This is a genomic window from Erythrobacter sp., assembly GCF_038133525.1.
Taxonomy (GTDB): domain Bacteria; phylum Pseudomonadota; class Alphaproteobacteria; order Sphingomonadales; family Sphingomonadaceae; genus Qipengyuania.
Genome location: NZ_JAYPTL010000002.1, coordinates 77,313 through 97,030, shown reverse-complemented (window position 1 = coordinate 97,030; position 19,718 = coordinate 77,313). Strand labels below are relative to the sequence as shown.

Sequence of the window (19,718 nt, the reverse complement as noted above, 5' to 3'; positions counted from 1 at the left end):
CCTGGGTCAGAAGATCGTATAGCCACCGTCGATCACCAGCGAATCGCCAGTGTGGAAGCTGCTTGCATCGCTGGCGAGATAGACCGCGATTCCGCTGAAATCCTCGCCCTCGCCCCAGCGACGCATGGGTACGCGGCCGATCGCCTTCTTGTTGAAGGTATCCCAGGCCTGGAGTCGCTCGGTCATCGGGGTCGCGATCCAGCCGGGCAGCACCGCATTCGCGCGGATACCGTATTTTGCCAGCTCGACCGCCGTGCTGCGAACCATGCCGAGCACACCAGCCTTGGTTGCCGCATAGGCCTGGTTCGCGGGCGGGCCATGGATCGCTGCGACCGAGGCGGTTGCCACCAGCGAACCTCCCGTGTCGCCCGCTTCCGCGCGGGCTACCATGTGTTTGGCCGCCTCGCGAAAAGTCCAGAACACTGCGTCGAGATTGACCGTGGTGATCTTGCGCCAGGCTTCGGTCGTCTGTTCGATCAGCGGCGCGTTGCCGCCCACCCCGGCATTGGCAATGGCGCAATCGATGCGGCCCAATAGCGCGAGGCTTTCCGCCATGGCATCGACCACCGCTGCCTCGTCCGTCACGTCGACCGCAAGCGCTTCAATCTTCGTCCCGTAGCCACGCAGTTTCTCGACTGCCGCTTCGGACTTTGCCGCGTCGCGGCCCCAGATCACGACATCCGCGCCGGCCGCGGCCAGCCCTTCCGCCATGCCGAGCCCGATCCCGGAATTGCCGCCGGTAACCACTGCGGTCTTGCCCGTGAGGTCAAAGGGTTTGAATGCCATTGCGTGTCTCTCCTCTCGGGTGACAGTCAACGCCAGTGGCGAAACGATTGCAAGCAGCAACTGATTGGCTAATCTCTCGTCCATGACCGATCTGATCCTGACCGAAATCGCCGACGGCGTTGCCACCGTCACCCTGAACCGCCCCGAAGCAATGAATGCGCTGTCGAAGGCGCTGCGCCGCCGGCTCTACGAAGTGATGATTGCGCTCGACGCCGATGACGCGGTGCGCGCGGTGATCCTGACCGGCGCCGGCACGCGGGCCTTCACCGCCGGGCTCGACCTGAAGGAACTCGGGTCGCAGGAAGGCGCGCTGGGCGCCGCCAATGCCGAAGGAGCCGACGAAAACCCGGTCAAGGCAATCGAATGCTGCCGCAAACCGGTGATCGGTGCAATCAATGGCGTGGCCATCACTGGTGGCTTCGAGGTCGCGCTGGCCTGCGACGTGCTGATCGCCAGCACCAATGCGCGCTTTGCCGATACCCATGCACGGGTCGGGATCGTGCCCGGTTGGGGCCTATCGCAAAAGCTCAGCCGGATGATCGGCATAAGCCGCGCCAAGGAGCTGAGTTTCACCGGCAACTTCCTCGATGCTGAGACCGCCGAGCGTTGGGGTCTGGTCAACCGCGTGGTCGCGCCCGAAGACTTGCTGGTGGAGGCGCGCAGGCTGGCCACCGATATGGCGAGCATCGATCCGACCTTTCTCGCCGGCTACAAGGCCCTGATCGACGAGGGCTATGCCGCAAGCTTCGGCGAAGGATTGGCGCTCGAACACAAGCGCTCCTCCGCCGCCAACAGCGCGGTCAGCCCGGAAGAGGTCGAAGCGCGCCGCGCTGCGGTGCAGGCACGGGGGCGGACACAGCGCTAGGCCCTGCGCATCTTGCGCTGGGGCAAGAAAGTTAGTGCGATTGCGATGGTCATTACGGCGAAGGCGACCCATGCGCTGAGCGAGGCTGACGGCATCGCGTAGAGCAGTAGTGTCCCGTTTCCACCGGGAACCATTGCCGCGCCCGCGCCCATCAAGGCTCCCCCGGGCGCGTTGCGAGTCAGTGCAGCCGGCGATGGTGGACGCAGGCGGAAGGTGCGAGTCCATACTGCGGCAAAGGCTGCCCCCGCCAGTAGTGCGAGAGCGCCAGCCAACGCTTTGCTGTCAGCATGGTTCGCCGTATCGCCCAACAGCCATGCTCCCTCGCGATTGAGGAGTGAGCCGATGGTCCAGCTACCCGCCAGAGTATAGAGAACGCCTCCCGCTATACCCACCACCAGCATGGCGGGGATCGGACTGAGATGGGCGTCGCGCCGGCCAAGGACTCGAACCAGGCCACGCCAGTAGCGGATACGGAATGCTGGAGCGGCGAAAGCGAGGAACAGCAGGAAGGCAGCAAAACCGGGAACGCTTGGATCCATCAAGAATGACTCGCTCGGCGTTGCCATGTCGCTTGCACGCATTGCGCCGATTGCGCCAACCACACCGGCAAGACAAGTGACGAGGAAATTCAGCTCACCTCCTGCAAGCCGACCGATTGTGCCGAATTGGCAGCCACCGTTGATCCGGGCGCCGATGCCGAACAGGACACCTCCCACAATTGTCCCCAGGGTGATGGGGAAACTCGGCGCGAGCATCCCGGTCGAAGGAAGAAACCACGACAGCGGCAGGATCACCACGCCGGCAGCCCCGGCAGCAACGACAAAGGCGCGGAGTCGCAAGGAGCGACCGAGGACTATTGCCTGGCGAGCCCCTTCGACCATGCAGACGCTACCCCGGCGCAAGACAAAACCGATCACGAAGGCGAGTGGGATCGCCGCCAGCGACAACGCGGAAAGGTCCGAAACCCCGTTCATTGCTGAATCTTCCGTAGCGAATTCGGAAGTGGTTACGCCCTGCGACGCTGTGGCGCTAGCGCGGCAGCTCGCTCACGCCCATTAGCGCCTTGTCGACCGCATGTGCGCATTGGCGCCCTTCACGGATCGCCCAGACGACCAGGCTCTGCCCGCGCCGCATGTCGCCGCAGGAAAAGACGTTGGCCTCGCTGGTGAGGTACCATTCAGTGTCTGCCGCCACATTGCCACGCGCGTCGAGGTCGACGCCCGCGCGGTCGAGCAACCCGCGCCGCTTGGGTCCGGTGAAGCCCATGGCGAGCAGGATCAGGTCGGCCTTGAGCGTGAACTCGCTGCCAGCGACCTCCTGCATGCGACCGTCCTTCCACTCGACGCGGATGCATTCGAGCCCGGCGACATCGCCGTTTTCTTCGGTAACGCGCTTGGCGAGGACAGCCCAATCGCGATCGACGCCTTCCTCGTGGCTCGACGAAGTCCGCAGCTTCAGCGGCCAATCGGGCCAGGTCAGCGCCTTGTCTTCCTTCTCCGGGGGCTTGGGCATGATCTCAAGCTGGGTGACGCTGGCTGCGCCTTGCCGATTGCTGGTGCCGACGCAGTCGCTGCCGGTATCCCCGCCGCCGATCACGATTACGTGCTTGCCGGTCGCGGTCAGCGAACCGCGCGGCGCGGCGCGCACTTCGTCATCGCCGGCATTGCGCTTGTTCTGCTGGGTGAGGAATTCCATCGCCAGGCGCACGCCGGGCAGCTCTGCGCCGGGCACGTCGAGCATACGCGCTTCCTCTGCGCCGCCCGCCAGGACGACCGCGTCGAAATTCTCCTGCAGTGCCTGGAAGCTGACTTCGACCCCGACTTCGCTGCTGGTGCGGAACTGGACGCCTTCGGCCTCCATCTGCACCGCGCGGCGATTGATCAGGTGCTTCTCCATCTTGAAGTCGGGAATGCCGTAACGCAGCAACCCGCCGATCCGGTCGGCCTTCTCGAACACGGTCACCGCATGGCCCGCGCGGGCCAACTGCTGCGCGCAGGCCAGGCCCGCCGGTCCGCTGCCGATCACTGCCACCGACTTGCCGGTACGCTTCTCGGGCAGTTGCGGCTTGATCCAGCCTTCCTGCCACCCGCGGTCGACGATTGCACATTCGATCGATTTGATCGTTACCGGCGAATCGATGAGGTTCAGCGTGCAGGCCGCTTCGCACGGGGCGGGGCAGATGCGCCCGGTGAATTCCGGGAAATTATTGGTCGAATGGAGCACTTCGAGTGCGTGCTTCCAGTCGTCCTCGTAGACCAAATGGTTCCAGTCCGGGATGATGTTGTTCACCGGACAACCGTTGTGACAATAGGGAATGCCGCAGTTCATGCAGCGCGCCGCCTGCGTGCGCAGTTCCCTTTCGGACAGAGGGACGACGAACTCCTTGTAGTTGTTCAGCCGTTCCTTGGGGTCGAGATAGGAGCGGTCGTGCCGCTCGTATTCGAGAAAGCCGGTTTCCTTGCCCATGACCCTTACTCCGCCGCTTCCATCGCGGCTTCTTCGCGTTCGTTTTCGAGTGCCTTGAGCGCCTTGGCGTAGTCGCGCGGCATCACCTTGCGGAAGTTCTTCAGTTCGCCCGCCCAGTTGTCGAGCAAGGCCTTGGCCTTGGCCGAACCGGTGTGGAGCAGGTGTCGTTCGACAAGGACCTTCAGCCTTTCGGCATCGTGGTAGAGCGGATCGCCCATGCCGGGATTGTCGACGGACACGGCCCGTTGCTGCGGCTTGCCCCAGCTCTTTTCCGCACCCTCGCCGTCACCCGGCGTAACCGGGAGCAGGTCGACCTGCGCCGGATTGCAGAGATCGGCGAAGCGCCCATCGGGATCATAGACATAGGCGATGCCGCCGCTCATCCCCGCTGCGAAGTTGCGCCCGGTGGGGCCGAGCACGCAGACGACGCCCCCAGTCATGTATTCGCAGCCGTGATCGCCGGTGCCTTCGACCACCGCGACCGCGCCCGAATTGCGCACCGCGAAGCGTTCGCCCGCGACACCCGAGAAATAGGCTTCGCCCGCGATCGCGCCGTAGAGCACGGTATTGCCGACGATGATGTTCTCGCCCGGCAGGCGCGGTGCCTCGTCAGGTTGGCGTACGATGATGCGACCGCCCGACAGGCCCTTGCCGACATAGTCGTTTGCATCGCCGGTCAGGCTCAGCGTCACCCCATGGGCGAGCCATGCGCCGAAGCTCTGCCCTGCCACACCGGTAAGGTCGATGCGGACCGTGTCCGGCGCCAGGCCGGCATGGCCGTGCGCCTCTGCGATCCGGCCCGACAGCATGGCGCCGACGGTACGGTTGACGTTGCGAATGGTGCGGGTGAGCTGGACAGCCTGCCCGCTCTCGATCGCGGGCCTGCAGGCCGCGATCAGCTCGACGTCCATGGCAGCTTCGAGGCCGTGGTCCTGCTCTTCTGTGTGGTGCAGCGATTTGCCGGCATCCAGCGGAACTGCATGGAGGATCCGTGAAAGGTCGACCCCATGGGCCTTCCAGTGCCGTTCGACCCGGCGCATGTCGATCCGATCGACCCGGCCGACCATTTCCTCGACCGTGCGGAAGCCCATCTGCGCCATGATCTGGCGCAGCTCTTCCGCGACAAAGAAGAAGTAGTTGATGACGTGTTCCGGCGTGCCGGTGAAGCGTGCGCGCAGCACCGGATCCTGGGTCGCAACGCCGACCGGGCAGGTGTTGAGGTGGCACTTGCGCATCATGATGCAGCCCGCCGCAATCAGCGGCGCGGTGGCGAAGCCGAATTCGTCGGCTCCCAGCAATGCCCCGATGGCAACATCGCGCCCGGTGCGCAGGCCGCCGTCGACCTGCACCGCAATGCGTGAACGCAGGTCGTTGAGCAGCAGGGTCTGTTGCGTTTCGGCCAGGCCGATTTCCCACGGCGAACCGGCATGGGTGAGACTGGTGAGCGGGCTCGCACCCGTCCCACCTTCATAGCCGGAGATCGTGACGTGGTCCGCCTTGCACTTGCTCACGCCCGCGGCGACCGTGCCGACGCCCACTTCGGATACCAGCTTTACCGAGATACGCGCACTCGGCTTCACATTCTTGAGGTCGTGGATCAGCTGCGCGAGATCCTCGATCGAATAGATGTCGTGATGCGGCGGCGGCGAGATCAGGCCCACGCCCGGGGTCGAATGGCGGACCTTGCCGATGCGCTTGTCGACCTTGTGGCCGGGCAGCTGGCCGCCCTCGCCGGGCTTTGCGCCCTGCGCCATCTTGATCTGGATGTCGTCCGAATTGACGAGATATTCGGCAGTCACGCCGAACCGGCCCGACGCAACTTGCTTGATCCGGCTGCGCATCGAATCGCCATTGGGCAGCGGCTCGAAACGTTCGGGCTCCTCGCCCCCTTCGCCGGTGTTCGAGCGACCGCCCAGGCGGTTCATCGCGATTGCCAGGGTCGAATGCGCTTCGTGGCTGATCGAGCCGAAGCTCATCGCGCCGGTGCTGAAGCGTTTGACGATTTCTACTGCCGGTTCGACCTCGGACAGGTCGAGCGGCTGTTCGGCCGTCTTGAGCTCCATGAGGCCGCGGATCGTCAGCAGCCGTTCGGACTGCTCATTGATCGAGCGGGCGAACTCTTCGTAATTCTTTGGATTGTTGCCGCGCACGGCGTGCTGCAGCTGCGATACCGATTGCGGGGTCCAGGCATGCGCCTCGCCGCGGATACGGTATTGATAGATCCCGCCGACATCGAGCATCCCGGCATAGAGCGGGTTGCCGCCATAGGCCTGCGCGTGGCGCAGCACGGCTTCTTCGGCCACTTCCTGCAGGCCGATGCCTTCGATGGTGGTGGCGGTGCCGCAGAAATAGGTGTCGACGAAGTCCGACGAGAGGCCGACCGCGTCGAAGATCTGCGCGCCGCAATAGGATTGGTAGGTCGAAATGCCCATCTTGGACATGACCTTGAGGATGCCCTTGCCCACCGCCTTGACGTAGTTGGCCTGTACCTTGGCGGAGTCCATGTCGGGGAAGCGTTCCGCACGCAGTGCCTCGATCGTTTCGAAGGCGAGGTAGGGGTTGATGCCCTCCGCACCATAGCCTGCCAGAGCGCAGAAATGGTGCACCTCGCGCGCCTCGCCGGTTTCGATGACGAGCCCGGTCTGCATCCGCAGGCCCTGGCGAACGAGCTGGTGATGGACAGCGCTGGTTGCGAGCAGCGCGGGCATGGGCACGCGATCCGGCCCTTGACCGCGGTCGGACAAGATCAGGATGTTGGCGTCGCCCAGCACCGCCTCGGTTGCGGCCCAGCACATTTCCTTGAGCGCCATTGCCAGGCCCTCGGCACCGGTGCTGGCATCCCAGGTGATGTCGATCGTAGCCGTGCGGAAGGCACCGTCGAGCGCGACTTCGACCGAGCGGATCTTGGCGAGATCGGCATTGGTGAGGATCGGCTGGCTCACCTCGAGGCGCTTGTGCGTACCGCCATCGCGACCCAGCAGGTTCGGGCGCGGGCCGATCATCGACAGCAGGCTCATCACCAGCTCCTCGCGGATCGGATCGATCGGCGGATTGGTGACCTGCGCGAAGTTCTGCTTGAAATAATCGTAGAGCAGGCGGCTGCGGTCAGACAGCACCGCAATCGGCGTATCGGTGCCCATCGAACCGATCGGGTCCTCGCCGCCCGAAGCCATCGGCTCGAGGAACTTGGCGATGTCTTCCTGCGTGTAGCCGAAGGCCTGCTGGCGATCGAGCAGGCTCTCTTCGGGCTGCGTTATCGCCGACAGGTCGGGCTCGATATGATCGAGGTCCTCGAGCTTGTACTGCGCCTTCTCAAGCCATTTCTCGTAAGGCTGCGCTGCCGCCAGGTCGGCCTTGAGCTCTTCGTCCTCGACGATGCGGCCCTGATCGAGATCGATCAGCAGCATGCGGCCCGGCTGGAGGCGCCACTTGCGGGTGATATCCTCGTCCTTGAACGGCAGCACGCCGCTTTCCGAGGCGAGTACGACGAGATCGTCCTTGGTCGTGCACCAGCGCGCCGGGCGCAGGCCGTTGCGATCGAGACAGGCGCCGATCTGGCGACCGTCGGTGAAGCACACCGCCGCCGGGCCGTCCCATGGTTCCATCAGCGCGGCGTGGTATTCGTAGAAGGCGCGACGGGCCGGGTCCATCAACGGATTCTTGGCCCAGGCTTCCGGCATGAGCATCATCATCGAATGAGCGAGGCTGTAGCCGCCGGTCAGCAGCAGTTCGAGCGCATTGTCGAGACAGGCGGTATCTGACTGGCCGTGGGGGATCAGCGGCCACATCTTGTCGAGGTCGGCGCCCAGCAATTCGCTTTCCATCGTGCGGCGCCGGGCTTCCATCCAGTTCACATTGCCGCGCACGGTGTTGATCTCACCGTTATGCGCCATGAAACGGTAGGGGTGGGCGAGTCGCCAGCTGGGGAAGGTGTTGGTGCTGAAACGCTGGTGGACGAGGCCGAGCGCCGAAACGCAATCGGGGTCGCGCAGGTCGTCGTAGAAGCTGCCGACCTGGTTCGCCAGCAGCAGGCCCTTGTAGACCAGCGTACGGCTGGAAAAGCTCGGGATATAGGCTTGCGACAGGCCTTCGATACCGTGCTTAGCCTCGAGCGCCTTGAGCGGGTTGAGCGTCTGCTTGCGGATTACTACCAGCTTGCGGTCGAAGGCGTCCTGGTCGACGCATTTGGGACCCCGGGCGATCACGCACTGGCGGATCACCGGCATGGATTCGATCACCGCCTTGCCAAGGCCGTCGAGTGTGGTGGGCACATCGCGCCAGCCGACCACCCGCTGCCCTTCCTTGGCGGCAAAGCGTTCGAGCTGCTTCTCGACGTATTCGCGCGCTTCGTCCTGCTGAGGGAGAAAGCACATGGCGACCGCGTAATCGCCAGCGGCAGGCAGATCATGGCCTTCGGCGTCAGCCCATTTGCGAAACAGCGGATCGGGGATCTGTACGAGAATGCCGGCGCCATCGCCCAGCAACGGATCTGCGCCAACCGCGCCGCGATGATCGAGATTGGCCAGAATCTCGAGCGCCTGGGTTACGATCGCATGGCTTTTCGCGCCTTTGATATGCGCGACCATGCCGACGCCGCAGGCGTCGTGTTCGTTGCGGGGATCGTAAAGACCCTCATTCCCCAGGGGCGGCATGCGTCCCATCAGCGGTACGTCCTCCTTCGTGCCCGCCGCGCTGCCTCGCGATGCGAAGCGCCGGGGACAAATCACTTGGTGCCAAAGGATGGCACCGGCAAAATTACGCGAGTGAGCGTCATGCCGTTGCAATTGTGATTTTGCAACTGCGAGAGGCGAAGCAAAATTTCAGCCGAGCCAAGTTTTCAGCGCGGCGGGAGGGTGCTTTCAGGCAGGAATTCGTATCCGTGCGCCGGGAATCAGCGGGGATTGCTGATCCTTGAGAGGCGATCGAGCGCACCGCGCAAGGCTGCCTGCGGGTCATCCTCCGCAGCAGTGCCTTCGTCCAGAGTTGTGCTGGAGCGATCGGCCTCGCGCCTGAGGAATGCGATAACCGGGTCCATGTCCTCGCCTTCGCCCGCGCTACCGGCAGCCTCAACCGCTTCCCGGTCCTTGATCGCGCGGTTCAGCCGCGCGGTGAGTTCGGTCAATGAAAGGTCGCCGAACGCCCGCTTCTCCTCGCTCGTCGGCAGCGCGGTGGGCTGTGCTACGAACACCGGTTCCGCAGCTTCGATGGCCGATTCCTGTTCCGGAAGCCACTCGATGGCGTCCTCAAGGATTTGGGATGGCTGGTTTGCTTCGTCGGGTGCCAAATATTCGACGGAGTCGGGGAAGTAGGGCTCAGGGCCCGCATCGGGTTCAGCTTCGGCGTCAAGCTCGATGACGTCCCCGTTTGGGTCGACTTCGTTGCATTCCTCCGCAATGTATTCGCGCGGATTGAAGGGGCGGCGCGGATCCTCGTCGACAGCCTCTTCGGCTCCCGTTTCGGGCTCGATCTCATCAAATACGGGTTCGTCGGTCAGCCAGACGGCATCTGGCTCGACTTCTTCATCTTCATCATAACTGTTGTGGGTCACGTCGTTCAGTGCGGCAACCCGCATGCCGATCACCAGACCGAGCACCAGGCCCAGCAGCGCAGCTCCACCCGAAAGTGCCAGCTTGCCAGGCGTGCCCGCAGGGAAGAGCGCGGCAATTCCAATGGACTGCCGCAACTGATCGTGCACTGCGTCGGGCATGACAAACAGCCCACCGCCGAGCAGGGCGGCGAACCATGCGCCTACCGCCCAGCGAAAGGCCGGGTGACTGCTGACAGGCTGTTTGCGCGCGGCGCTATTCATGGTGCGACTGATCTCGACCTATTCAGCTGACGGTTGATTACCGCCCGTTTGGGACCGCTTTAGCAGGTCTTGGTAAACACTGAGATAACGATCGACATTGCGACTCCAATCATGGTTCCGGGCAACGTACTGGTGCGCGCGTTCGCGCATCGCCGGCCAATCTTCGCCTCGATCGATGAAGCCTGCCAGGGCTGCGGCGATCGCGGCGGGATCATCGGGTGGATACAGCAGTCCGGTTGCCCCATTCTCGATCAACTCGCGATGCCCACCGACATCGCTGGCGGCGACGATACTGCGCTCGGCCATGGCCTCCAAGGGCTTCAATGGCGTCACGAGCTCTGTCAGCCGCGACTTCTTGCGCGGATAGGCCAGTACGTCGATCAGCGAGTAGTAGCGCTCAACCTCGTCGTGAGGAACGCGACCGGTAAAGGTGATGGCGTCATGTACCGGAGACGCCGCGGCCTGTGCGCGAAGCCGTACATCCATCGGCCCACCACCGACCAGCAGCAACTGGGCATGCGGCTGGCGCTCGCGGAGCAGGGGCAGGGCAGCGATAAGATCATCGAGCCCCTCGTAATCGTAGAAACTGCCGATGAAGCCGATTACCGGCCCTTCGGCCAGGCCAAGTGAGGCTGCAAGGGCGGCGTCGCGCGGAGGCGGATCGCCGAACAGTGTCAGGTCGACGCCGTTGGGAGAGATCCCGATCTTCGAGGCGTCGTGGCCGCGCGCGATCAAGTCCTCGCGCAATCCATTGCAGATGGCGAACACGGCATCCGCGCCCGCCACGACGCGATTCTCGAGCGTGCGGGTGAGTCGGTACTTGATCGAACCCTCGCTGCCGGTGCCGTTGCCGACCGCGGCATCTTCCCAAAACGCCCGGATCTCATAGACGAAGGCTATGCCCAGGCGCCTGGCCGCGCGCAGGCCAGCCATGCCGCACAAGGCTGGCGAGTGCGCGTGCAACACGTCGGGACGCCATTCCTTTGCAAGCCGTTCGATTGCGGCCTGAAGGCTCTCGATCTCGCGCCATTCGCGCAGGATTGGTGGGCCCGAAGGCTTTCCTGGCACGCGATGGAAGGTCAGGCCTTCCACTTCCTCGACCGCGGGCCCCGCGGCGGAATGGCGTTGACCGGTAATGCCGCGAACATCGAGGCCCTTGGCCTGTTGGCTCTTCAGGATCGCGCGCGTGCGAAACGTATATCCCGAATGCAGCGGCAGCGAGTGATCGAGGATATGAAGGACGCGGGTCATCGGCTTGGTCTAGTGTCACAACAGGCTTAACGCCGCGTCAACTGCAATAGGTTAGGAGCGGAGCGAGGAACACCACCGGTTTGATCGACTATTTCGCCCTTGCACTGACTCACGTCCTGATCGTGATCGCGCTGCTGCGCATTCTCGTGCGGCCCGATCTCGATCGTGAGGATCTCGTCACGGCGGATGAGGTGGCTGAGCCGAAGACTGGCCGACGCGATGCCCGGCACGCTCGACGCAATCGCAAGAGCACCGACGATGCTTGATCTTGCGTTGTTCGCCACCGTGATGGGCATGTTCGCGCTCGGCTTGCGACGACCCTTCATCTGGGTGCTTGCCTATCTCTATATCGATATCCTTGCGCCGCAGAAGATCGGCTGGACGCTGACGCCGATGCTACCGATCTCCTTCATCGCGTTCCTGCTGGCCTTTGCCGGCTGGGCGATCGGCGATACCAAAGCGGATACCCGCTTCACCTTGCGGCAGGGGATAATGCTGGCTCTGCTCGCATGGTGTTTCATGACGCTGCAATGGGCCGATTTTCCCGACAATGCTGCAGACAAATGGGAATGGGTGTGGAAGGCGCTGGTCTTCGCCATCTTCCTGCCCCTCACCCTGACGACCCGGCTGCGCATCGAAGTCGCCGCGCTGATCATGGTGCTGACCGCGGGGGCGATCATCATCGCAGCGGGGATCAAGACCGCGCTCGGCGGCGGGGGGTATGGCAACCTCTACCTCTATGTGAACGACAACTCGAATATTTATGAGAGCTCGACACTGGCGACGGTCGCGATCGCGATCATCCCGATCATCCTGTGGCTGGTCAAATACGGCACGATCTACCCAAGCGACTGGCGGGTGAAGGCGTTCGCGGCGCTGCTGATATTCGCTTGCCTGCTTATCCCGGTCGGGACCGAAGCGCGCACTGGTCTGTTGTGCATCGCGGTGCTGGGTCTGCTGATGCTGCGCGATGTCAAGAAGCGTATGATGTACCTGCTGGGCGCCGCGGCGCTTGGCATGGTGGCGCTGCCCTTCCTCCCCGCCAGCTACTACGAACGTATGGCTACGTTGGGCTCGGTCGACAGCGACCAGTCGGCTTCAACGCGGATGCAGGTCTGGATGTGGACCATCGATTACGCCAACGAACATCCGCTCGGCGGCGGCTTCGACGCCTATCGCAGCAATAGCTTCACCTATGAAATGCCCGTAGCGACCAGGGAAGGAACCACCACTTCGGTCGAAATTCAGCAGGTCACCGATGCGGGGCGCGCCTATCACTCTTCCTATTTCGAGATGCTCGGCGAACAAGGCTGGATCGGCTTGATACTATGGCTGGCACTGCACTTTCTCGGCCTCGTCTATATGGAGGGCATCCGCAAGCGTTGGGCTGGTCGTGCGAAGCACGGTGAGCAGTGGCAGGCACCGCTGGCCAGTGCGCTGCAGTTCGCGCAGATCATCTACCTGGTTGGGGCGACCTTCCAGGGAATTGCCTATCAGCCCTTCGTGCTGATGCTGATCGGGATGCAGATCGCGCTCTCGACCTACTGCCGACGTCGCGAGTCGCTGACCCGCGAAGCGGAGCGCAAGGCAGCGCGCGATGCCCGGCGCGAAGCCGCCGGGGCCAAGCCCGCCATGCCGTAACGGCACAATTCGCGCAGTTGCGCGCCCCCTCCGCTTGCGCCATGACTCCGCCCGCCAGCGCGGCCGGAGTCGCGCAAAACTGCAGTTTTTCGAGAGAAGGAGAGGCGCATGACCCCGCAGGAAGTAGCCGGCATGGTCGGCCAGCACATCGGCACCAGCGAATGGGCCGAGATGAGCCAGGAACGCATCAACCAGTTCGCCGATGCGACGGGCGATCACCAGTTCATCCACATCAATGAGGAAATGGCCAAGATGACGCCGTTCGGCGGCACCATCGCGCATGGTTTCCTGACGCTGTCGATGATCCCCTACCTCGGCGCCAATTCGGACACCCCCAAGATCGACGGGGTGAAGATGGGCGTCAATTACGGTGGCAACAAGACGCGCTTCATCTCGCCCGTACGCTCGGGCAAGCGCATTCGCGGCCACTGGAAGCTGCTCGAAATGGTCGAGAAGCGCCCCGGCCAGTGGCAGCAGACCAGCGAAATCACCATCGAGATCGAGGGCGAGGACAAGCCCGCGCTGATCTGCGAATGGATTACCCAGCTCTTCGTCTGATCCCCCTCCTCCCCAAGAGGTAACGGACACTCTTAGCAATTCAAGGAACTACCCATGCGTGACGCAGTCATCGTCTCCACCGCCCGTACCCCGCTGACCAAGGCGGCGCGCGGCGCATTCAACAACACTACCGGCGCAACCCTCGGTGCCTGGTCGATCAAGGCCGCCGTCGAGCGTGCGGGCCTCGAAGGCGCAGAAGTCGACGACGTGATCATGGGTTGCGCGGCCCAGCAGGGTTCGACCGGCGGCAACGTTGCCCGCCTTGCGGCATTGCGTGCCGGCCTGCCGGTATCGGTCCCTGCCATGACCATCGATCGCCAGTGCTCGTCGGGCCTGATGACCGTGGCCACCGCTGCCAAGCAGGTGCTGGTCGACAACATGGACATCTGCGTCGCCGGCGGTCTCGAAAGCATCTCGAAGGTAAGCGGCAGCGGCAAGCTGTTCGTCGAACCCGACCGCGAACTGCTGGAAATGCACCCGCATATCTACATGCCGATGATCGGTACCGCCGAAGTGGTGGCCAAGCGCTACAACATCAGCCGCGAATATCAGGACGAATATTCGCTCCAGTCGCAGCAGCGCACTGCCGCCGCGCAGGCAGCGGGCAAGTTCGATGACGAGATCATCCCCTGCACCGCGACCATGGCCGTGATGAACAAGGAGACCAAGGAAGTCACCTTCCAGGAAGTCACTGCCGATCGCGACGATTGCAACCGCCCCGACACCACGCTCGAAGGCCTTGCTTCGCTGAAGCCGGTGATGGGCGAGGGTCACTGCATCACGGCGGGCAATGCCAGCCAGCTGTCCGACGGGTCGTCGTCCTGCGTGGTGATGGAAGCCAAGGTCGCTGAGAAGCGCGGCCTCAACCCGCTCGGTCGCTATGTCGGCATGGCGGTCGCCGGCACCGAGCCCGACGAAATGGGCATTGGTCCGGTCTATGCCATCCCCAAGCTGCTTGAGCGCTTCAACCTCAAGATGGACGACATCGGCCTGTGGGAACTGAACGAAGCCTTCGCGGTGCAGGTGCTCTATTGCCGCGACAAGCTCGGCATTCCTGACGAACTGCTCAACGTCAACGGCGGTTCGATCTCGATCGGTCACCCCTTCGGCATGACCGGCGCACGCTGCACCGGCCACGCGCTGATCGAAGGCAAGCGCCGCGGCGTGAAATACGCCGTCGTCACCATGTGCATCGGTGGCGGTCAGGGCGCGGCAGGTCTGTTCGAGATCTTCTGATGCGCCTGTCTGCTCCTCGTATCGAGCCGCTCGAGATGGATCGGCTCGACGAGGAGCAGGCGGCTGTCCTCGCACCTTTCGCCGACCCCGCCAACAAGGTCGGGGGCGGCAAGGTGCTCAATATCTTCCGCACGCTGGCCCGTGCGCCCAAGGCGCTGACCGGTTTCCTCGCCTGGGGTAATTACATTCTGTCACGGCGCAATGCCTTGCCGCCGCGTGAGCGCGAGATCGTGATCCTGCGCACCGGGTGGCTGTGCCGTTCCGGCTATGAATTCGCCCAGCATCGGCGGATCGGGCTCGATTGCGGGCTCACGGGTGAGGAGGTCGAGCGGATCAAGGCTGGCCCCGACGCGCCCGGCTGGACCCCGATCGAGGCGGCCATGATACGCGCGGCGGACGAGTTGGTTGCCGACCTCTTCGTTTCCGATTCCACCTGGCTCGCACTAGCCGAACTTGGCGACAAGGGTCGCATGGACCTCGTTTTCACGGTGGGTCAGTACACGCAGGTGTCGATGCTGCTGAACAGCTTCGGCGTGCAGATCGAAGACGGCGACGAAATCGATCCCCAGCTGAGACCCTAGGTCCGGCTTTTGACGGCGCCCTGGTCGGGCGCGCTTCTCCTAGCCATGCTCGGCAATGAATTCCTCGACCACCGGGGCGATCTTCTCGCGCCACTTGCTGCCGTTGAAGATACCGTAATGCCCGGCCCCTTCGGCCATGTAGTAGCGCTTCTTGGCGGCTGAGAGACGCGGCGTCAGGTCGAGCGCTGCCTTGGTCTGCCCTAGGCCCGAGATGTCGTCACGCTCACCCTCGATCGCTAGCAAGGCAGTGTGAGTGATATCGCCCAGGTCAATGCGCTTGCCACGATGGACAAAGGTGCCGTTGGGCAAGGCGTGTGTCTGGAACACTTCCTCGACCGTCTGCAGGTAGAACTCCGCGGTCATGTCACAAACGCTGCGGTATTCGTCGTAGAAATCCTTGGTCGCCTGCGCGCTTTCGTCATCGCCCACGGTGAGGTGTTTGAACATCTCGTAGTGGCTCATCATGTGGTTGCCGAGGTTCATGCTCATGAACCCCGCCAGCTGCATGAAACCGGGATAGACCTTCCGCCCCGCGCCGCGATACTGCATCGGCACAGTGGCGATCACAGTGTGGCGGAACCATTCGATAGGCCGCTCCATGGCGAGGTCGTTGACACTGGTGGGCGAGCAGCGCGTGTCGATCGGGCCGCCCATCATAGTCAGCGTCTTGGGTGTGCAGGGGTGGTTGTCGCGGTTCATGATCGCCGTGGCCGCGAATACCGGGACCGATGGTTGGCATACCGCCATCGCATGGGCGCCGGGGCCGATGTGCTCGAGGAATCCGATCACGTAATCCATGTAGTCGTCGAGATCGAAGCGCCCCTCAGACAGCGGGACCGTGCGGGCGTCGGCCCAATCGGTGACATAGACGCGGTAATTCTGGAGCATCCGCTCGACCGTCCCACGCAGCAGCGTGGCATAGTGCCCGCTCATCGGAGCGACAATCAGAAGGCTGGGCGCGTCGTCCGCCAGCCCCACGCGGTGGAATCGCTTCAGATCGCCGAACGGGCGATTCACTTCGATTGCTTCGATGACTGGATCGGCGAGGCCGTCGACCAGCACGCTTTCGATGTTCCAGGCCGGCTTGCCGTAACTGGCCGAAGCATGCGCGAAGACTTCGAGCGCGCTGGAGGCAATCGTACCCAGCCCCGTCGATGCCATCGGTGCCATGAAATTTACGGGATTGGCCGGATTGGACAGCATTTCCGCCCCGATCGAGGCGAGGGCGCTGGCAGAATTGAGCCAGCTGCGTTGCAGTTCATAGGCGTGATAGAGCAATGCGTGTCCCCTGCTGGGTGGCCTCTTGTGTTATGTGTGCCTACCCCGAAATCGCGCCATCCTGACGCGACGGCGACGATTGTGCAATGCACAAATCGATTGTTTTGCCCGTGGCGCCCCTCTGCGGTGGATTTTCGCGAGAACGCGACCTAGGTGGAGGCGATGGATGCGCAGACCGAGATCGACATTTCCGAAACAGAGGTTGTGAGCCCCGCAGAGGCGAAACCCGAGCGCAAGCAGCGTTCGCTGCGGCCGTTGCGCATGGTGTGGCAGGCCGCGTCCAACTATCCCGGCCATGTCGCACTGGCGCTGGTCGCATTGATGATCACCGCCAGCGCCACGCTGGCGATACCGGCAGGGTTCAAGATGGTGGTCGATCGCGGCTTTGCCGAAGGGTCCGACCCGGGAGAGATTGCGCGCTGGTTCCGTTACCTGCTGCTGATCGTCGCCGTTCTGGCGATGGGCACGGCCATGCGTTTCTATTTCGTCAGCTGGCTTGGCGAGCGCGTCGTCGCCGATGTGCGATTGAAGGTGCAGGAAAACCTGATGCGCCTGGCCCCCGGGTTTTACGAGGAGAACAGCCCCAAGGAAATCTCCAGCCGCATGACTAGCGACACCGCGCTGATCGAAACGGTGGTGGGGACCACGGTTTCGGTGGCGCTGCGCAACACGCTGATGGCGATCGGCGGCACGGCCTATCTGTTCTGGCTCATTCCCGGACTGACGATTGGCCTGGTCCTGATCATTCCCGCGATCGTCGTGCCCATCACCTTCTTCGGTCGTCGCCTGCGCAATGTCAGCCGTACCAGCCAGGACCGCGTGGCGGATATCGGTGCCATGGTCACGGAAGTGTTGGGGGCGATGAAGATCGTCCAAGGGTTCAACCAGGAGGCGCGCGAGCATGAGCGCTTCCAGGGTGCAGTGGAACGGACCTTTGCCACGGCCAAGCGGCGCATCATGATCCGCGCAGCGATGACTTCCGTCGTCATCCTGTGTGTGTTCGGCGGGATCACCATGCTGGTGTGGAAGGGTGCCGAAGAAGTGAGCGCGGGTACAATTTCGGGCGGTACAATTGCAGCCTTCGTCATCACCGCGGGCCTTGTGGCAGGGTCGTTCGGCGCGCTGACCGAAGTCTATGGGGACTTGTTGCGCGGCGCGGGAGCGGCCAGCCGCCTCGCCGAACTGCTCGAGGAAAGGCCGAGCATCGCCCCGCCGGCCCGGCCGCAGGAGCTACCCGTTCCGGCACGCGGCAGCCTGTCGTTCCGCAACGTGACCTTCCGTTATCCAACCCGGCTCGAAGCCCCCGCCATCTTCGACTTCACCCTGGAGATCGAGCCTGGGGAGACTGTCGCCATTGTCGGGCCCTCGGGCGCTGGCAAGTCGACTATCTTTCAACTGGCGGAGCGCTTCTATGACCCCCAGGCGGGATCGATACGTATCGACGGAATCCCGCTGACCAGCGCCGACCCGGCCGAAGTAAGGCGGCGCATGGCCTATGTCCCTCAGGAAGGGGTGCTGTTCAGCGCCAATGCACGCGATAATCTGCGCTACGGCAATTGGGATGCGAGCGACGAAGAAATCTGGGCCGCCGCGCGTGCGGCCAATGCCGAAGAGTTCCTGGAAAAGCTTCCCCAGGGACTCGACACCTATCTCGGCGAAAGCGGGACTCAATTGTCGGGCGGCCAACGCCAACGCATCGCGATTGCACGGGCCCTGTTGCGCGATGCGCCGATCCTGCTGCTCGACGAAGCGACCAGCGCGCTCGACGCCGAAAGCGAACGCCTAGTGCAGGACGCGCTCGAACATCTGATGGAGGACCGCACCACGCTGGTGATTGCGCACCGGCTATCGACGGTTCGCGCAGCCGACCGGATCGTCGTGATGGAAGATGGCAGGATTGTCGAACAGGGCACTCACGATCAACTGGCGGCAAATGGCGGGCTCTATGCGCGGCTGGCTTCGCTGCAGTTCGTGCTCGAAGCCGGTTGAGCATGCGGGTTACCGCATCCTGGCACCGGATCGCTTGACTTGGCCTCCACCATTCTCTTGGGCGCTTAGCCGATGAGCGACTATTTCACCGCAATCTTCCTCGGCATCGTCGAAGGGCTTACCGAATTCATTCCGGTGTCCTCGACCGGGCACCTGATCCTTGCGACCGAACTGTCGGGCGCGGACCCGCAGGAATGGGCGATGTTCAACGTCGTGATCCAGCTCGGTGCGATCCTGGCGGTTGTATACCAGTATTGGGGCACCTTCTGGGGCGCGGGCATGGGTGTGCTGCGCGGCGAACGCGAAGGGCTGCTGTTTGCGCGCAACCTGATCCTGGCTTTCCTGCCCAGCGCGATCCTGGGCCTCATGCTCCACGAGCAGTTTGAAGCGATGCTCGGGAATCCGCAGATTGTGCCCTGGACCTTGATCCTCGGCGGGATTGCCATCCTGGGGATCGAACGCTGGTCCAAGCCGGAAGGCGAGCATGGCGTGGCCGACTTGCCCATCGTGACAGTTCTCGGCGTCGGCCTGGCGCAGTGCCTAGCGATGGTCCCCGGCGTCAGCCGGTCAGGTGCGACGATCATGGGTGCCCTGGCCATGGGCGTGAATCGCAAGACAGCCGCTGAATTTTCGTTCTTCCTTGCCGTTCCGACGATGATCGGAGCCTCTGGTCTGGAGATCGCAACCAAATACGACACGCTGATGGCGGGTGGAGCGCGGGTCGGCTGGGATGACATAGCACTTGGCTTTGTGGTCAGCTTTGTCGTTGCCTTGCTGGTGATCCGTGCTTTCGTCGCCTTCGTCGGTCGCAGCGGGTTCGCCCCCTTCGCCTGGTATCGCATCCTGGCTGGCTCCGCGGTCCTAGCTTGGTTTGCGCTTGGCTGACTGGGTATGCGATAGGTCGTGTCGGCAGGAACCAATGCCCTGCCTGCGAATTTATCGGATATGACCACGAAACGGACATTCCTGTTATGGGTGCGCTGATACTGATCGTGATCGGTGCCGCCTTGGGCTGGTTGGGCACTATCGTCCTGCGTATCGAAGACGGCCGCCGCATCCTTGGCCAGATGCTCGCCGGAACGGCGGGCTCTCTGCTTGCCGGGCTGTTCGTCGGCAATGCGTCGATCGTCGGCGGGGTTAGTGGTACTGCCTTGGCGTGGGCCACGATCGGGGCGCTCGCCGCGATCGCTGCCTATAATCTCCTACGCCGCCAACTGGCCCAGTAGGGCATACCCCCACCCTTCCATGGCAGGGACGG

The 19,718-nt window shown here is 63.4% G+C and carries 16 protein-coding genes; 9 read left to right on the top strand and 7 right to left on the bottom strand.

The window, feature by feature from the left end:
- Positions 1 to 6 precede the first annotated feature (6 nt).
- The gene (locus tag AAFM29_RS01175) at positions 7 to 786 is read right to left on the bottom strand and encodes an SDR family NAD(P)-dependent oxidoreductase (RefSeq protein ID WP_341710986.1); all 780 of its coding nucleotides are present in this window, start codon (positions 784 to 786) and stop codon (positions 7 to 9) included.
- A gap of 82 nt (positions 787 to 868) precedes the next feature.
- Between AAFM29_RS01175 and AAFM29_RS01170 the strand changes: the two genes are divergently transcribed.
- Positions 869 to 1,651, top strand: coding sequence for an enoyl-CoA hydratase (locus AAFM29_RS01170; protein ID WP_341710985.1), 783 nt, complete (start codon positions 869 to 871; stop codon positions 1,649 to 1,651).
- Here AAFM29_RS01170 and AAFM29_RS01165 read toward each other — a convergent pair.
- The 5 genes from AAFM29_RS01165 to AAFM29_RS01145 form a co-directional block, all read right to left on the bottom strand.
- Positions 1,648 to 2,625, bottom strand: a complete 978-nt coding sequence (locus AAFM29_RS01165) for a YeeE/YedE thiosulfate transporter family protein (RefSeq protein ID WP_341710984.1) — start codon at positions 2,623 to 2,625, stop codon at positions 1,648 to 1,650. The genes AAFM29_RS01170 and AAFM29_RS01165 overlap by 4 nt on opposite strands.
- Before the next feature lie 55 nt (positions 2,626 to 2,680).
- Positions 2,681 to 4,117, bottom strand: a complete 1,437-nt coding sequence (locus AAFM29_RS01160) for a glutamate synthase subunit beta (protein ID WP_341710983.1) — start codon at positions 4,115 to 4,117, stop codon at positions 2,681 to 2,683.
- A 5-nt stretch (positions 4,118 to 4,122) separates the two neighbouring features.
- Positions 4,123 to 8,769 carry a glutamate synthase large subunit gene (gltB, locus tag AAFM29_RS01155; RefSeq protein WP_371830699.1) on the bottom strand — a complete coding sequence of 1,549 codons (4,647 nt, stop codon included), beginning with the start codon at positions 8,767 to 8,769 and terminating at the stop codon, positions 4,123 to 4,125.
- Positions 8,770 to 9,008: 239 nt separating this feature from the next.
- The gene (locus AAFM29_RS01150) at positions 9,009 to 9,926 is read right to left on the bottom strand and encodes a hypothetical protein (protein WP_341710981.1); all 918 of its coding nucleotides are present in this window, start codon (positions 9,924 to 9,926) and stop codon (positions 9,009 to 9,011) included.
- Between the two features lie 18 nt (positions 9,927 to 9,944).
- Positions 9,945 to 11,177: a TIGR04063 family PEP-CTERM/XrtA system glycosyltransferase gene (locus tag AAFM29_RS01145; RefSeq protein WP_341710980.1), complete on the bottom strand. Its 1,233-nt coding sequence runs from the start codon at positions 11,175 to 11,177 to the stop codon at positions 9,945 to 9,947.
- 80 nt (positions 11,178 to 11,257) lie between these two features.
- Here AAFM29_RS01145 and AAFM29_RS01140 point away from each other — a divergent pair, with 80 nt between their 5' ends.
- From AAFM29_RS01140 to AAFM29_RS01120, 5 genes are all read left to right on the top strand, one after another.
- Entirely contained in the window at positions 11,258 to 11,443 is a 186-nt protein-coding gene (locus AAFM29_RS01140) for a hypothetical protein (protein WP_341710979.1), read from the top strand.
- A complete protein-coding gene (locus tag AAFM29_RS01135; protein ID WP_341710978.1) occupies positions 11,436 to 12,818 on the top strand; it encodes a DUF5935 domain-containing protein in 1,383 nt (460 codons plus the stop codon). Before AAFM29_RS01140 ends, AAFM29_RS01135 begins: the two co-directional genes overlap by 8 nt.
- Positions 12,819 to 12,926: 108 nt before the next feature.
- A complete protein-coding gene (locus AAFM29_RS01130; RefSeq protein ID WP_341710977.1) occupies positions 12,927 to 13,376 on the top strand; it encodes a MaoC family dehydratase in 450 nt (149 codons plus the stop codon).
- Between the two features lie 54 nt (positions 13,377 to 13,430).
- The gene (locus tag AAFM29_RS01125) at positions 13,431 to 14,612 is read left to right on the top strand and encodes an acetyl-CoA C-acyltransferase (RefSeq protein WP_341710976.1); all 1,182 of its coding nucleotides are present in this window, start codon (positions 13,431 to 13,433) and stop codon (positions 14,610 to 14,612) included.
- Entirely contained in the window at positions 14,612 to 15,193 is a 582-nt protein-coding gene (locus AAFM29_RS01120; RefSeq protein ID WP_341710975.1) for a carboxymuconolactone decarboxylase family protein, read from the top strand. The genes AAFM29_RS01125 and AAFM29_RS01120 overlap by 1 nt, the downstream gene beginning before the upstream one ends.
- A 39-nt stretch (positions 15,194 to 15,232) precedes the next feature.
- Here the strand turns inward: AAFM29_RS01120 and AAFM29_RS01115 are convergent, their stop codons facing one another.
- Positions 15,233 to 16,471, bottom strand: a complete 1,239-nt coding sequence (locus tag AAFM29_RS01115) for a polyhydroxyalkanoate depolymerase (RefSeq protein ID WP_341710974.1) — start codon at positions 16,469 to 16,471, stop codon at positions 15,233 to 15,235.
- Between the two features lie 162 nt (positions 16,472 to 16,633).
- Here AAFM29_RS01115 and AAFM29_RS01110 point away from each other — a divergent pair, with 162 nt between their 5' ends.
- From AAFM29_RS01110 to AAFM29_RS01100, 3 genes are all read left to right on the top strand, one after another.
- Positions 16,634 to 18,460, top strand: a complete 1,827-nt coding sequence (locus tag AAFM29_RS01110) for an ABC transporter transmembrane domain-containing protein (RefSeq protein WP_341710973.1) — start codon at positions 16,634 to 16,636, stop codon at positions 18,458 to 18,460.
- 72 nt (positions 18,461 to 18,532) lie between these two features.
- Positions 18,533 to 19,345 (top strand): undecaprenyl-diphosphate phosphatase, encoded by an 813-nt coding sequence (locus tag AAFM29_RS01105; RefSeq protein ID WP_341710972.1) that lies wholly within the window; start codon positions 18,533 to 18,535, stop codon positions 19,343 to 19,345.
- 86 nt (positions 19,346 to 19,431) lie between these two features.
- A complete protein-coding gene (locus AAFM29_RS01100) occupies positions 19,432 to 19,686 on the top strand; it encodes a hypothetical protein (RefSeq protein ID WP_341710971.1) in 255 nt (84 codons plus the stop codon).
- The last annotated feature ends 32 nt before the right edge of the window (positions 19,687 to 19,718 follow it).

What these genes read in the sequence shown, in the direction of transcription:
- AAFM29_RS01175 (WP_341710986.1), bottom strand. Translation starts at nt 786, where the DNA reads ATGGCATTCAAACCCTTTGACCTCACGGGCAAGACCGCAGTGGTTACC.
- AAFM29_RS01170 (WP_341710985.1), top strand. Translation starts at nt 869, where the DNA reads ATGACCGATCTGATCCTGACCGAAATCGCCGACGGCGTTGCCACCGTC.
- AAFM29_RS01165 (WP_341710984.1), bottom strand. Translation starts at nt 2,625, where the DNA reads ATGAACGGGGTTTCGGACCTTTCCGCGTTGTCGCTGGCGGCGATCCCA.
- AAFM29_RS01160 (WP_341710983.1), bottom strand. Translation starts at nt 4,117, where the DNA reads ATGGGCAAGGAAACCGGCTTTCTCGAATACGAGCGGCACGACCGCTCC.
- gltB (WP_371830699.1), bottom strand. Translation starts at nt 8,769, where the DNA reads ATGCCGCCCCTGGGGAATGAGGGTCTTTACGATCCCCGCAACGAACAC.
- AAFM29_RS01150 (WP_341710981.1), bottom strand. Translation starts at nt 9,926, where the DNA reads ATGAATAGCGCCGCGCGCAAACAGCCTGTCAGCAGTCACCCGGCCTTT.
- AAFM29_RS01145 (WP_341710980.1), bottom strand. Translation starts at nt 11,177, where the DNA reads ATGACCCGCGTCCTTCATATCCTCGATCACTCGCTGCCGCTGCATTCG.
- AAFM29_RS01135 (WP_341710978.1), top strand. Translation starts at nt 11,436, where the DNA reads ATGCTTGATCTTGCGTTGTTCGCCACCGTGATGGGCATGTTCGCGCTC.
- AAFM29_RS01130 (WP_341710977.1), top strand. Translation starts at nt 12,927, where the DNA reads ATGACCCCGCAGGAAGTAGCCGGCATGGTCGGCCAGCACATCGGCACC.
- AAFM29_RS01125 (WP_341710976.1), top strand. Translation starts at nt 13,431, where the DNA reads ATGCGTGACGCAGTCATCGTCTCCACCGCCCGTACCCCGCTGACCAAG.
- AAFM29_RS01120 (WP_341710975.1), top strand. Translation starts at nt 14,612, where the DNA reads ATGCGCCTGTCTGCTCCTCGTATCGAGCCGCTCGAGATGGATCGGCTC.
- AAFM29_RS01110 (WP_341710973.1), top strand. Translation starts at nt 16,634, where the DNA reads ATGGATGCGCAGACCGAGATCGACATTTCCGAAACAGAGGTTGTGAGC.
- AAFM29_RS01105 (WP_341710972.1), top strand. Translation starts at nt 18,533, where the DNA reads ATGAGCGACTATTTCACCGCAATCTTCCTCGGCATCGTCGAAGGGCTT.
- AAFM29_RS01100 (WP_341710971.1), top strand. Translation starts at nt 19,432, where the DNA reads ATGGGTGCGCTGATACTGATCGTGATCGGTGCCGCCTTGGGCTGGTTG.